13 protein-coding genes are annotated in these 14,194 nt (G+C 46.1%); 7 read left to right on the forward strand and 6 right to left on the reverse strand.

The features are described from left to right. Positions 1–77: 77 nt before the first annotated feature. The 4 genes from C1S74_RS17540 to C1S74_RS17555 all read right to left on the reverse strand — a co-directional run bounded on the left by C1S74_RS17540 (position 78) and on the right by C1S74_RS17555 (position 4,863). The gene (locus C1S74_RS17540; RefSeq protein ID WP_045396338.1) at positions 78–947 is read right to left on the reverse strand and encodes a LysR family transcriptional regulator; all 870 of its coding nucleotides are present in this window, start codon (positions 945–947) and stop codon (positions 78–80) included. Between the two features lie 69 nt (positions 948–1,016). Further along, a complete protein-coding gene (locus C1S74_RS17545; protein WP_045396341.1) occupies positions 1,017–1,529 on the reverse strand; it encodes a GNAT family N-acetyltransferase in 513 nt (170 codons plus the stop codon). A 128-nt stretch (positions 1,530–1,657) separates the two neighbouring features. Continuing rightward, entirely contained in the window at positions 1,658–3,814 is a 2,157-nt protein-coding gene (locus C1S74_RS17550; protein WP_045396343.1) for a metallophosphoesterase, read from the reverse strand. Between the two features lie 242 nt (positions 3,815–4,056). Then, entirely contained in the window at positions 4,057–4,863 is an 807-nt protein-coding gene (locus tag C1S74_RS17555) for an arylamine N-acetyltransferase family protein (protein ID WP_045396345.1), read from the reverse strand. A gap of 314 nt (positions 4,864–5,177) precedes the next feature. Here C1S74_RS17555 and C1S74_RS17560 point away from each other — a divergent pair, with 314 nt between their 5' ends. The 3 genes from C1S74_RS17560 to C1S74_RS17570 all read left to right on the forward strand — a co-directional run bounded on the left by C1S74_RS17560 (position 5,178) and on the right by C1S74_RS17570 (position 8,706). Next, a complete protein-coding gene (locus C1S74_RS17560; protein WP_045396348.1) occupies positions 5,178–6,326 on the forward strand; it encodes an S-(hydroxymethyl)glutathione dehydrogenase/class III alcohol dehydrogenase in 1,149 nt (382 codons plus the stop codon). Between the two features lie 201 nt (positions 6,327–6,527). Next, on the forward strand, positions 6,528–7,367 hold the full coding sequence (gene fghA, locus C1S74_RS17565; protein ID WP_045396351.1) for an S-formylglutathione hydrolase: 840 nt from the start codon (positions 6,528–6,530) through the stop codon (positions 7,365–7,367). A 148-nt stretch (positions 7,368–7,515) separates the two neighbouring features. Further along, positions 7,516–8,706: a BamA/TamA family outer membrane protein gene (locus tag C1S74_RS17570; RefSeq protein ID WP_045396354.1), complete on the forward strand. Its 1,191-nt coding sequence runs from the start codon at positions 7,516–7,518 to the stop codon at positions 8,704–8,706. Between the two features lie 26 nt (positions 8,707–8,732). Here C1S74_RS17570 and C1S74_RS17575 read toward each other — a convergent pair whose 3' ends face one another. After that, complete coding sequence (locus tag C1S74_RS17575) at positions 8,733–9,113, reverse strand: DUF805 domain-containing protein (protein WP_045396356.1); 381 nt, start codon at positions 9,111–9,113, stop codon at positions 8,733–8,735. Positions 9,114–9,390: 277 nt separating this feature from the next. On the opposite strand from C1S74_RS17575, the gene C1S74_RS17580 reads away from it, so the two are divergent. The 3 genes from C1S74_RS17580 to C1S74_RS17590 are packed head-to-tail and all read left to right on the forward strand — an operon-like array spanning position 9,391 to position 11,361. Continuing rightward, on the forward strand, positions 9,391–9,855 hold the full coding sequence (locus C1S74_RS17580) for a putative pterin-binding protein (protein ID WP_045396359.1): 465 nt from the start codon (positions 9,391–9,393) through the stop codon (positions 9,853–9,855). Beyond that, positions 9,855–10,946 carry a GGDEF domain-containing protein gene (locus tag C1S74_RS17585; protein WP_045396361.1) on the forward strand — a complete coding sequence of 364 codons (1,092 nt, stop codon included), beginning with the start codon at positions 9,855–9,857 and terminating at the stop codon, positions 10,944–10,946. Before C1S74_RS17580 ends, C1S74_RS17585 begins: the two co-directional genes overlap by 1 nt. Before the next feature lie 10 nt (positions 10,947–10,956). Then, positions 10,957–11,361, forward strand: coding sequence for a hypothetical protein (locus C1S74_RS17590; RefSeq protein ID WP_045396364.1), 405 nt, complete (start codon positions 10,957–10,959; stop codon positions 11,359–11,361). 87 nt (positions 11,362–11,448) lie between these two features. Here the strand turns inward: C1S74_RS17590 and C1S74_RS17595 are convergent, their stop codons facing one another. Beyond that, positions 11,449–12,246 (reverse strand): Cof-type HAD-IIB family hydrolase, encoded by a 798-nt coding sequence (locus C1S74_RS17595; protein ID WP_045396366.1) that lies wholly within the window; start codon positions 12,244–12,246, stop codon positions 11,449–11,451. A gap of 190 nt (positions 12,247–12,436) precedes the next feature. On the opposite strand from C1S74_RS17595, the gene C1S74_RS17600 reads away from it, so the two are divergent. Further along, positions 12,437–14,116 carry an RluA family pseudouridine synthase gene (locus C1S74_RS17600; protein WP_045396369.1) on the forward strand — a complete coding sequence of 560 codons (1,680 nt, stop codon included), beginning with the start codon at positions 12,437–12,439 and terminating at the stop codon, positions 14,114–14,116. Positions 14,117–14,194 lie beyond the last annotated feature (78 nt).

A 14,194-nucleotide genomic window follows, 5' to 3' on the forward strand; every position in this document is an offset into this window, starting at 1 on the left:
TTCCTACTCACTATAAAAATATAAGCCAAGTAGCTTATAGCTAACTTGGCTTATTCAACTGATATACTCTGTGTCGCTCAACTCATGTTCTCAGCCAAGAAATCAATCAGTAAGCGCACTTTTGGCGACAGGTTTCGGTTTTGTGGATAGAGCGCCCAAATACCTTCGCGGTCATCTCGGTAGTCGGTTAATACTTCCACCAGCTCACCGTTATCCAAGGCTTCTTGTACATAATAGTCTGGCAGTTGCACTAAGCCTAAGCCACGTTTCGCCGCATCGACTAACGCAAAACCACTGTTACACTTAATTCGACCAGAAACACGCAGAGACTTCTCACGTTTTTGCTCTTTAAAATGCCAGTAATCGGCAGTGCCGACCAAACATTGGTGGTGACTGAGCTCAGACAACGTATGCGGCTCACCTGAGCGATCCAGATACGCAGGGCTAGCACACACGTAAAGCTGACGAGACGATAAACGCTTGGCAATTAAGCTTGAGTCTTGTAAACGCCCCAAACGAATTGCGACGTCAACGCCTTGCTCAATCAAATCTAACTTTTGGTTGGTCAGGTTTAAATCCAAATTCACCTGCGGGTATTTCTCAATAAACTGATGTAGCAAAGGCGCTAGGTTCATTTCACCGTAGGTCACGGGCGCAGTGACTTTGAGCAAACCTTTGGGTTCTGCCTGCATTTGCGTTACTGCCAATTCTGCTAACTCTAGACCTTCGACAAGGTGCTTACATTGTTGATAGTAGAGTTGCCCCGCTTCTGAAAGCGAGACTTTTCGCGTGGTTCGGTGCAACAGTTTAACGGCTAGACGTTCTTCAAGTGCAGAGACGCGACGGCTGATTTGCGCGACCGACGTTTTCAACTTGTTGGCTGCGCCAGTGAAGCTGTTAGTTTCTGCAACCGCGACAAACTCGCTCACGCCTTCCCAATTCGCCATGGTTGTGGTTCCTGTGGAATTCTATTTATTGCGTATTCTCACACAAACTGAAATGCAGAGAAAACCTGTTTAAAAAGGATAGCCGACTAAATGCACCACTTGTTGTGGCCAAATGATGTTGAGTGACAGCACCATGGTGTCTTCTGTACTGATCCACTTGCTCGGTTTTACTTCCATCTTCAAATTGTCGGTAGGCAGGTATCCACTGGACTTGTAAATATGGGTTCGCCCAAACAACACAGAGAATGCGTCTCCTCTTTCCAGTGCATCTTGGTGAATCGCTTTGAGCAATATTTTCACTAACCCTTTACCACGATACTCAGGTTGGACACACACTTCGGCGATGCCACTAATTGGAAAAGACTGGTCGTCAATCATCACCTGTTTTTCATGCACGGCAATATGAGCTGCGAGCCGTTCCCCATCCCAAATGAGATATCGGTGGCGGGGGATTTCCTTGAAATATCTTTGAGTTTGAAAGAGTTGGTCTTGCTCCTTAGTGAAGCAAATAGAGAGCAAACGTCGAAGCTTTGCGTCAAGCTCTTGGGTCACATCATCATCGAGTAAGTATTCAAAGCGCATGATTTACCTCATCTATTCCTCATGATTAAAAGTAAACTTTTGGCAAGTGACTTACTGAGGTATAGCGCAAATAAAGAAAGCGCAGACTGAGCTGCGCTTTCCATTTTTCTTTTCGTGTGAGAGCAAAATCAGTTCTTGAGAATATCGCGCTTCACTTCGCCTTTTAGATCCGTCAGTGTTTGCTGCCCAGTATCAATCAAGAAGTGGTCGCTGGCTTGTCCGGTTGCGAACTTCTCTAGAATCACAAACAGGCTACCAAAGCGGGAGCGGAATACTTCACCAACCGAGTACTCACCTAAGTCACCAAGTTCAGAATCTACCGTTCCTGCAAATTCTGAAAGTTCACGACTTAATAGCTCGTATTGCAGCAGTTGCGCTTCTTCAATGTCTCGGAAAGCCAATTCGTCGGCATTACGTAAGCGATAGAAGTCAGTTGCCAGCTCTTCACCATTCCACGCGGCAAACTCCTCAAGGTTAAACCCTCCTTGTTGAGCAATCGCTTGAGCTTGCTGCGTTGCAGTCTGCCAATCTTTTTGGAACTGCTCGTAGTCCACGACGGCGTTTTCATTACAATTAACGATGTCGTACCCCAGCTCTTTTGCTAACTGACACACGGTAAACTGCGTTGAAAGCTGAGACATAATCAACATGTCATCGCCATCCATATGCAGGAGCATTTCACGCATTTCTAGTGGCCAATCACTTGGCAGGAAGCGTAAACGCGTCAGCTCACGAATGTGCCAATCGGTCAGAGCATAATAGCTTTCAGCTTCTAGAATCTCTTTATTCCAAATGTTTGCTTTTGCTGTTTCGTCATCGCCAGCTTGCTCTGTGAGATGTTCGTGCTCTCTCGCATAATGCTCGAATAACTCGTTGTAGCCTGCCACTTTGTCGATCACGACGGTTTCCACTTCGATTTGATGATCAGGACGGATGTTCAATAGCTTATAAGCTGGAATGTAACCCGCTAAAGAAGGCGCTTGAATGTTGAATAGCGTGTGTTGAACGCCATCGATCATATAGCTCTTCTTACCCGTGTCGTTAAAATGCATGTGACCACCAACGTGAATGCTCAACCCCGTAGCGGCTAGCGCTTTGCTGGTGTCGTCATTTGGCTCACGCGATAACTGATGACTGCCTTCACCGAACAAGTCTTCAATCTCTTCGGATGCGCCATTATAAAAATCCGTCATAGGAAAATGGCTGAATGAGACCAGCGTTTTGTTCTGCTCTTTTGCCGCCTTTACGACCTCACTGATCCATTCAATCACGTGCAGTTTGTGGGTCAGCATCATGTTGTAACCCGCGCTACTGGAACCATCGAAGTCATCGCCGCTGACTGAACCTTCTGCCAAGGTGTCTTTGGGTTTATAAACGTTCGCGTCGATAGCCAATAACCACAGACCTTTCACTGGCTCTACCAAGTAGCTGGTATCTGGCACCACCGCACAGTTGGTGTAGCCGTCTTGTTTGTACTCACCGCCCGTCCCTTGGTGGCAAATCTCGAACATACGCTTATCGTAAGTCGCTTCTTCGGTTGCAAGTTCATAAGAATAGTCGTTTCGAGCTTCATCGCTGCTGTAAGGCGTTTCGAAATACAAATAATCTTCTTGAGGATAAAAACCGTGCGTCCCTAAGATATCCATGATCTCTTTGTAGCCCCACTCTTGCACCTCTTCCGTACAGATGGTGTCTAAGTGGTCACCTTCACCGGGAATAATGCCCCACTCGCCTTCGTAATCGACACACTCATCCTTACCACGGCTAAAGATGCGTTGTTTCTTGCCGTCCTCACCAAGGTAATCAGATTTGCCCGCCGCCACGGTAAAAGGTTTATTGGGATCATGGTTGCCCGGTGCAGCAAAGAATTCTAGACCGTAAGTCTCGCGGTAATGATCAAAGATTTTCACTAACCCACGCATGTGCACAGGCTGGCCGTCATCGCTAAAATCCCCTGGCAACGCAACGTACTTGATGCCACGCTCAACCACATCGTCCAATGCTGCGATCATCGCGAAGTAGTTTTCGTTAAACAAACGCGTCGATTCCATCTGCGATTGCATGGTACGAATCGTCGCATATTTGCCGCTGGCGTTGGTGTACAAACCTTGGAAAGATCCGTCTTGGAAATCACCATACACATCGTGGAAGTGGATGTCTGGCATGAACGCCACTTGGACTGGCGCTTCGAGTTCTGGAGTGTCAATACTTGAAGAGTCTGAATTACAACCGACCAATGTGGCGGTAATCAGAGCTGAAAGTACGGTCAATGTATTGCGTTGCATTTTTCGCATCCCGATAAAAGAGTAATAATTTGAAATCGGGCGGGGAGCTTAGGCGGGAAAAATGACAATTAAGTTGCGACTTTCTTACAACTTATCGCAACTAGATGGAATTTGTGATACTCCTTCACACTCTTTTTAATCAATAACTTAAACCAATAAACAGTGTGGAGTAGACCAGTTTACAACCATTGATATTCACTATATTTCCAGCCAAACACCAATGGCTAAGTCATTCAGAATCATTATAGCTGAGGCAGTGGTTTTAAGTCTTGATACTCGGCATCAAGCTCAATACCAAAATGCTCTTTTAATGCTGATAGATACTCGGGGCCTTCGGCGAGGTCTATCACGACCGCTTTGTCGTTTTCTCGATACTTTAACGTGTAATTCGCGAGTGTGATGACACCAGAGTCGATCACCAGTGTTGCAACCCTACTGGAAGTAAAGCGTGAACTTGGCGAGGTGGAAGCAAAATGGTTACCGCAAACAATATCGCCATCAAACACGTGTTCAAAGTCCATGCTGTACATATCAAGCCACTGGCTTTCATCATCATAAGATTGAACTTGAAGCATATATCCAACGCGCTCGTCTTCAACAAAGCGGAACGTTTGTATGTCGGTATGAATAGCTTGGTTGAGTACAAATGGTAATGGCGATCTTGGCGTATTAGAACCAAAACCTGCATCGACAATCCACTTTTCATCTCCAAGCGTCACCAAAGTGAACTGATGCGTTCTGCCCGAAGGAGTGCCAGATAAGTGTACGCGGCCTAAAAGTGGTCTTGCTTCAAAGCCAACCTGTTGTAGCACTCTTAGCAGCAGACCGTTCAATTCAAAACAGTAACCACCGCGCTCGTGGTAAACCAATTTGTCGATGATGTCTTGTTCAGACGTCGAAATGCCTTTACCCAATGCGATATCAAAGTTCTCAAATGGCAAACGACGATGCTGCGCATTATGCAGCGCAAAGAGCGTATCAACGCTGACGTCCAATTGCTGCGTTACGCCAATCTTGTTTAAGTAAGCCTGTAAATCTGTGTTGTTCATTCTGATCCTAAATCGATGTTTCTTCGCAATGGCCGACACAATAAAGCCTCAACTACGCTTGAGGTCAAAACCCAAAACGAATTTTCTTGTGCTTACTTTGTTTTTCTCCAACTTACCCTGTTTCGCTCGCATAAATCATTGCGCCTTTTTGTTGATTATTACGTATACGTAAAAATCATTTTCAATTTAACCGGATTATCATTTTTCGTGAAACACCTAAAATGGGCACCAACAAAACGACGCAGCGCAGTGAACAAACCTCAACTACGCTTATGACGTCACTCCATATACTGAGAATATAAAGGAAACATCCAATGTCGCTTGAAATCAAACCTGGTCAAACTCACATTAAATCAAAAGCAATGGTTGCATGGGCTGCTGGCGAGCCACTTAAAATGGAAGAAGTTGATGTACAACTTCCAAAAGCTGGTGAAGTGCTAGTACGCATCGTAGCAACTGGTGTTTGTCACACTGACGCATTCACACTATCAGGTGACGATCCAGAAGGTATCTTCCCTTCAATCCTTGGTCACGAAGGTGGCGGTATCGTTGAAATGGTTGGCGAAGGCGTAACAAGCGTTGAAGTTGGCGACCACGTTATCCCACTTTACACAGCTGAATGTGGTGAGTGTAAGTTCTGTAAATCTGGCAAAACTAACCTATGTCAGGCAGTTCGTGAAACGCAAGGTAAAGGTCTAATGCCAGACGGTACAAGCCGCTTCTCTATCAACGGCGAACCTATTTTCCATTACATGGGTTGTTCTACTTTCTCTGAGTACACAGTACTTCCAGAAATCTCACTAGCGAAAGTAAACAAAGAAGCACCACTTGAAGAAGTTTGCCTTCTAGGCTGTGGTGTAACAACAGGCATGGGTGCAGTACTAAACACAGCTAAAGTTGAAAAAGGCGACAACGTTGCAGTATTTGGCCTAGGCGGTATCGGTCTTTCTGCAATCATTGGTGCTCGCATGGCAGGTGCGAATCGCATCATCGGTGTAGACATCAACGAAAGCAAATTCGAACTAGCAAAACAGCTTGGTGCGACTGACTGCATCAACCCAACTAAATTCGACAAGCCAATCCAAGACGTTATCGTTGAGATGACCGACGGTGGTGTTGAGTACTCTTTCGAGTGTATTGGTAATGTAAATGTGATGCGTCAAGCGCTTGAGTGCTGTCACAAAGGCTGGGGCGAATCGGTAATCATCGGTGTTGCTGGCGCAGGTCAAGAGATCTCAACTCGTCCATTCCAACTAGTAACGGGTCGTGTATGGCGTGGTAGCGCATTCGGTGGCGTTAAAGGCCGCTCTGAGCTTCCAGAAATCGTAAACCGTTACATGGCGGGCGAATTCGGTCTACAAGAGTTCATCACTCACACTATGGGTCTACAAGACGTGAACGAAGCGTTCGAATTGATGCACAAAGGTGAATCTATCCGTACTGTTCTTCACATGGATAAGTAATCCAAGATAACGACTCACGGAATGTGAATAGTACTTAATTGAATTGAAAGTACTTAAAATTGGTTCTCTTCTCTCTTGGACACGTTTTCGTTCGGGGGAAGAGAGCCATCCGCTGTCTTTAACGGTCTTGTCCGCCGTTAAAAATTCTGGTTTTAAATACTCACTGTTTTAAATAAACATTGTTTTATCGAGAGATTATCCATGACCATTGAAAGCCTAAGCCAAGCCAAAGTATTCGGTGGTTGGCATAAACAGTACACGCACGAATCTCGCACACTCAATTGCAACATGCGCTTTGCGATTTTCTTGCCACCTAATGCAACAAAATCAAACCCAGTTCCAGTGGTTTACTGGTTATCTGGCCTGACTTGTACCGACGAGAATTTCATGCAGAAAGCCGGTGCATTTCAAATGGCAGCAGAGTTGGGGATCGCGATTGTGGCACCAGATACGAGCCCTCGTGGTGACGACGTAGCAGATGACGAAAATTACGACCTAGGTAAAGGCGCAGGCTTCTACCTAAACGCAACGCAAGAGCCGTGGTCACGTCATTACCATATGTACGATTACATCACCAAAGAGCTGCCGGCAATCATTGAAAGCAACTTCCCGGTTTCTGACGTAAAGTCGATTTCGGGTCACAGCATGGGTGGTCACGGTGCGATCACGATTGGTTTGAAAAACGCGAACCAATACCGCTCGATTTCAGCCTTCAGCCCTATCAGTAATCCAATGCAATGCCCTTGGGGTCAGAAAGCGTTTACCGCTTACCTAGGCACTGATATCGAAAGCTGGAAACAGTACGACGCAAGCGAGTTGCTTAAGCAAGCAAAATCGCCTTTGCCAATCTTGGTAGACCAAGGCGATGCCGATAACTTCCTTGCTGAGCAGTTAAAGCCTGACGCGTTACTAGCGGCAGCAAAAGCCCACGAGTCTGATGTAGAACTGCGTATGCAGCCGGGTTACGACCACAGCTACTTCTTTATCTCGAGCTTTATTGCCGATCACTTGAACTTCCACGCGAAGTACTTATTTGCATGATATCACCCTCGATACAAAGCCACCTATTTATTAGGTGGCTTTGTCATTTCCTAAAACACCCAAAGCTCTAGCATCAAGCGCAATTGCTTTTACTCGATTTGCCTACTAAATTGTCAATTGAACATTATTCAATTACAACTTAGGTGCTATGAAAAAACCAACGTCAGTCCTGCTAACCTCGACTTGCTTCGGGTTGTTAGCGATCTCTCCTATTGCCGAGGCGATAAGCTTTTTCGATCCCATAGATGGGCAATTGGATATGGGCGAATACCTTGCTGAAAACGCCTACGGTTTTCTACCTGTCCCTATAGTGATCACCGAGCCTGCCGTAGGTTATGGCTTGGGCTTTACTGGCGTGTTCTTACATGAATCCGATGAACAACGTGAAGAAAGACGCAAACTCGCAGAAACCTCACTCGATGGCGGAGCTCAATTACTGACGCCTGCCATTACCGCGGTGGGTGGTTTTGCCACCGAAAATGGCACTTGGATGGGCTTTATTGGTCACCGTCGAACTTGGGCACAAGATACCGTTCGTTACCTTGGTGGCGTCGGTTATGGCGACTTCAATATGACCTTCTACCCACAATCCACGCTGCCGGGATTAGACGGCGTATTCAACGGGCAGGGGTTGGATTTCGAGATTACTGGCGGGGGCATGCTCAACCATCTTCAATACCGCATTATTGATGCCCCACTGTTTATCGGTGTGAAACAGCTCTATTTCGTCACCGACCAGAAAATCACCAACTCCCCTGTTGCAGATAAGCTGTTGCAAACCCTGACTAATACCTCACCCACCACCTCTGGATTGGGTCTGACACTGGAATGGGACAGCCGAAACAACTTCTTTAGTCCAACCCAAGGCTACAACTACAAAGCCGAATACCTTTGGTACAACGACGCGTTTGGCAGTGATTACGAATACGAACAGCTGGATATAGAAGGGATAAACTACTGGGAACTGGCGGACGATTGGTCGCTGGCACTACGCGGGCAATACAAGGCGCTCTACACCGATGAACGCTTTCTACCACCAGCCTCTTACCCAGATATCGAGCTGCGTGGCGTGGCGAGGAATCGCTATCAAGGTGATGAGACGTTATCGGTAGAATCACAACTTACTTATCAGTGGAACACGCGTTGGTCCACCAACGTATTTGGTGGCTTTGGCTATGCATCAACAAATGAGTCTCTATCTGAAAACGATGCCGAGTATGCCTATGGCGTCGGATTTCGTTATCTCATCGCACGTCGTTATGGGCTTCAAGCGGGTATGGACTTTGCTTTTAGTGACGAAGACAGCGCAGTGTATTTCCAAGTGGGCTCAGGCATTTAAGCCCACTAGCTGAAACTTGAAAACGACTACTTACGAAAAGACTGAAGCTTCGGGTTTTCACCGTATTGATTTGCACCTTCTTCACTGTCTTGAATCAAGAAGTACAACAACACCAAAATACCGATGATTGGCACAAAGGCGATCAATGCCCACCAACCTGTGCGTCCTGAATCATGCAAACGACGCACGGTCACCGCTATCGACGGTATCATGATAAAAAGCGCATAAATCACACCGAAGAAGCCAAAATTATCGATTTGCATCAAGTTACCAATCACCCGGTCGATGATGCCCATCACCAAATTGACCAACACATTTACCAAAGTAAAGTACCAATACTCTTGGCGTCTCGCTCTACCACTAAAGTTGGTGTAATTAAGAATAACCCTGTAGTACCAATCAAACATATCGTCTCTCCTAATTAGATGAAAGTGTCGCGAAAGTTAGACAACGTGAAGCAAACTGCACATAAAATAAGCTAAATGATATGGTCATCCAATCGTTGTATTTTTAACTTTGTCATTAACCTTGACGTATATTCAACCAACGGTTACTTTTCACCCATAAGATATTATATAAATTCATCAAGTTGGCTCTATTATTAATAAATAACCGAAGTTTCAGTGTATCGGCGCAATAACGCGGTACAGCCGGAATGAGGGCAATAAATTCAAAGGGCACAAGATGAGAAAAACATTAGCACTCGCTTTGCTTTTGTTTGCACCAGCACTTTTTGCAAACACGATACAGTTTAGCAGTCCTGAAAAATCCAATGTCGTTGTGGCACTAAAAGACCTCGAGTCACTGCCGCAAACTACCTACATCACCGAGTTACCTTGGCTAGAAGCCCCTACTGAGTTTGACGGCGTTAAGCTGAGTACGCTCTTACAACATGCGTTTGGTGACATTCCTCAAAATGTTGAAGTCCGTGCACTCAACGACTACCACTCTGATCTATCTCGCGAAGATATTCTTCGCTACCAGCCTATTGTGGCGTACAAACAAAACCATAATTACATCAAAATCAGAAACAAAGGTCCGTACTGGCTAATTTATTCAATGAGTGAATACCCAGAGCTTGATAACGCTCAGTACCACTCTCAAATGGTGTGGCAGATCAACAGGATAAGTGCGAAAGAAGAACAATAATGAAGGCAAACCCCAAAACCCCGAAACAGGGGCCATTTTCAACCAAGAGTAAGCTACTCCTACTGATATTTGCATCGACGTTACTGATTGCAAACATCGTTTTGCTGCAAGAAACCCGCGCGCTGGCCAAAACCTATTCTGACCAACAAAATCAAGCCACTTGGTTCTTGTTCCATTTATCCAAAGAGCTATCCGAATTGGTTGGTGAGGCGCGTCGTTTGAATGAAAGCGTGATAAACATCGACGGAACTGAGTTGCAATATGAACTGGCATGGAGCCGTTTCGATCTGCTGATCAACAACCAAGAAGCCGACTCTTTCCTCTCCCGCGAGGAAGTGCGGGTGTACTTCGTGGCTTTATTCGATAAATTCCAACAACTTGAGCCTATTTTAGTCGAAGCCAAAACAGGCAGTAGCATCGCCGCCAACCAGTTTTATCGCGCAACTCAAAACCTATATATGGAGATGATTGATTACGTCACTCAAAACTTCCGAGTGGCCAGCCCACTCTATAGACAGCAACAAGAGCGTGCGTACAACTTGCTGCAAGCACAATACATCTTGCTGGGTATTTTCGTTCTGACCGTGGCTTTAATGACGTACTTCTACAAGCGCGAGTCTAAGTTCCACAAAGAATTGGCATTAAGCGACCCACTGACGAATCTTGCTAACCGCAGCGCACTGTTTATTGATTTGCACCGCAAAGAAGAAACCGATACCCCATTTTCGTTGCTCCTGCTCGATTTAAATGGCTTTAAGAACATTAATGACACCATGGGTCATCAGGCCGGTGACATTGCGCTTATCGAGATTGCAGAGCGCCTGAACCAAATGGCATTAGACGACTTTACCGTGTATCGCATGGGTGGCGATGAGTTTGCCGTGATCGTCAATTCCATTGAACAAAAGAAAATAGATGAAGTCACTCATCATATCAATGTGGTGTTTGAAAAACCGATTCTCGCGTCTGACCAAGCCAGTTCACTATCAACCAGTTTGGGTGTCGCTAGCTATCCACGAGACGCTGACAACATTGACTTCCTAATCAATTTAGCGGATAAGCGCATGTACAAAATGAAATTCCAACGTTAAACGGATAACCATGATGAAAAAATTCATGCGAGCGATTCTATCACTGCTGGTGATCGCAATAGGTGTGCTAGCTTGGGTATTTATCCCATCCCATGAGACCATGGGGGCGCAAACCCTCGAAGAAGCGCTCAACGACAACTACACACTGGTTGGGCATCGTATCCATTCGACGGACCCAGATGCCAGCAACATGTTCGGTTACTTTGTCGTTTACAAAGACGAAAGCACCGAAGATATGGAGCCGTTTTTGGTGACCTCAGATCAGTTTATTCGCATGGAACAGACTGGCGAAAATACTCTCGCGCTAACCATCAATGGTCGCATTTATCGTTACCACAATGATCTGTGGGTGAAGAATCCAGATGGCAAGTTACAACACTGGCTTGTTAGCGCAACGGCTAATTACGTCCGTTAAGCATATTCACACTAAGCTTCAAATAAACAAAAGCCCCGCTCATTAAGTAGCGGGGCTTTTTAATGTTCGAAACTCGCTAGACAGAGATTAAAGCACTTTCTCTTTGATCACTTTCATTACGCCAGAGTCTCGATTGCTTGGTGCAGAGAAACGCGCGATTTTTTTCACCGCTTCGTGGGCGTTTTCCATCGCGTAGGAGTGTTCACTCACTTGCAGCATCTCTAGATCATTTAAGTAATCACCAAACGTCATGGTCTCTTCTGGGCCAAACCCCATGGTGTCTTGAAGGTGTTTGATCGCCGCGCCTTTTGACGCTTCTGCGTTCATGACATCCAACCAAATCTTCGCGCTCACCACAACTTGATGCGTATCATCAAACTTCGCTTTCATGGTCGGGTACACCAACTCTTCAGAGCCATCAAAATGACAAATTGCCACCTTGATAAATTCGTCCTCTACCGCCAATAAGTCAGGCGCGTACTCGCAACGATGATAGTACTTCTGGAACTCTTCCAATGCTTTAGGATCTTTGGTTTCAATGTAAGCCGAACGCTTACCACACAAGACAAGGTGCGTACCTTCAACCTCCCTCGCCGCTTGGATAATTGCATCAATTTCTGATTTTGGAATGGTGCAACTATACAGTTCTTTGTCTTGGTACATCACCAAGGTACCATTTTCCGCTACGTAAATCATACGATCTTGGATAGGGGCAAAGGTATCACGCAGACTGTAGTACTGACGACCGGATGCCGCAGAGAACAAAATGCCCTTTTCCTCCAACTGCAAAAACAGATCAAAGAACTCAGGGTCTAGGCGACCATATTGGTCAAGCAAGGTGCCATCCATATCGGTGGCGATAAATTTGATGCTAGCTTGTGACATGAACTCAAACTCAAAAATAAAGCAGCGCCAGTCACTCAGCGAATGAAAGCAAGCTGCAAAAAATAGTCTTGGTAAGGTACAGGATATTGGATGAATCTCAAGCTGAAATCACCTCTGAGTTCAAGATAGCAATCCCACACAAAACAGGTACAATCTTCGCTCGATTTTCTCTAGCGCGGACTCTCAACACATGCACTCGCCTGAACAATACTTTACTCGATTTACTGCGGACATTTCTGGCTACGAATTGCCAGCGCAGTTTACGTTTCCGTTCTACTACACACCTCACCCATTGTGTGTGTTGGCTGCCGAGCAATTACAGCAGCACCTCACAACACAAACTGACTTCGAACACGATTTTGGTCTTGAGGATGAGCAAAGTGGACGTGGCAAGATGTTCGGTGTTTTGCTAGTGCGTAACCCGCAAGGTGAGCTTGGTTATTTTAGTGCTTTCTCAGGCAAGATTGCCGATCAAAACTTGCTTCCAGGTTTTGTTCCCCCTGTGTTTGATATGCTGACGGAAGAAGGCTTTTTCCGTGGCGAAACAGATGCAATCAACACGGCGAATGCACAATACAAAGCCTTCACTGCCAAACCAGAACTAGCACAACTGAAAGCAGAAATTCAAGCCGACCGCGACGCTTATCAGCAAGAAGAAAATGCCCAACGCCAAGTCATGATTGCAGGCCGAGCAGATCGCAAACAGCAGCGTCAACAAGGCGAGCAAACGCTGAATCCAGAAGACTTAAAAGCGCTACTGGATGATTTGGGCAAACAGAGTGTGGCAGAGAAAAATGTCCTCAAGTATCTCAAGCAAGCTTGGGACGAGAAGCTTGCAGTTAAAGAAGTGCGCCTCGCTGAACTTGAACATAAACTGACCGAACTCAAAGAGCAGCGCAAAGACTTGTCGAATGCTCTGCAACACAAGCTACATAAGCAATATCGTTTTCTCGATCGTCGAGGTGCGAAGCGTGACTTGGTGGATATTTTTGCGAATACCACCAACCCAGTGCCACCTGCGGGTGCTGGTGAGTGTGCGGCGCCGAAACTACTTCAGTTCGCATACAAACATAGCTACCAACCACTAGCATTAGCAGAGTTTTGGTGGGGGGTATCGCCAAAGTCGGAAGTGCGCCAGCACAAACAGTTCTACCCATCTTGCAACAGCAAATGCCACCCCATCTTGGGGCATATGCTGCAAGGCTTGGATGTAGAGCCAAACCCATTAGCAGAGAACTGGGCAGAAGATAAAGAGCTGGAAATCCTGTTCCAAGACGAAGCTATGGTCGTCGTTAACAAGCCATCAGGGTTACTTTCTGTTCCGGGTAAGACCATCAAAGACTCAGCGTATACGCGTCTACAAGCGATGTTCCCTGATGTGGAAGGTCCATTTGTGATTCATCGTCTAGATATGGCGACATCGGGGATTCTCGTGTTTGCGTTGACCAAACGTGCAAACAAGAGCCTGCAAAAGCAATTCATCACACGTGGCGTGCAAAAGCGTTATATGGCGCTGTTAGAAGGCGTGTTAACCGAGCCTGAGGGTGACGTTCATTTACCGATGCGCGGAGACCCAGACGACCGTCCAAGACAACTTGTGTGCTTTGAACACGGTAAGCCAGCGGAAACTTACTGGCAGCTGATTGAAGTAAAAGACGGGCGAAGCAAGGTATACATGTACCCGAAAACAGGGCGAACCCACCAACTGCGCGTACACAGCGCACATCACATGGGATTGAACATGGCAATGGTTGGCGACGGCTTATACGGCGAAAAAGCCAACCGTCTACATTTGCACGCGGAGATGCTGGAGTTAGACCATCCTTACAGTAAAGAGCGTATGTATTTCCAAGCAGAGTGTGAGTTTTAAAACGACTTATACATGAAGAATAGATCGCAAAAAGGCACTGAATTTCAGTGCCTTTTTTACGTTTAGAGCGAGTAAGAG

Source organism: Vibrio hyugaensis, assembly GCF_002906655.1.
In the GTDB taxonomy this organism is placed as follows: domain Bacteria; phylum Pseudomonadota; class Gammaproteobacteria; order Enterobacterales; family Vibrionaceae; genus Vibrio; species Vibrio hyugaensis.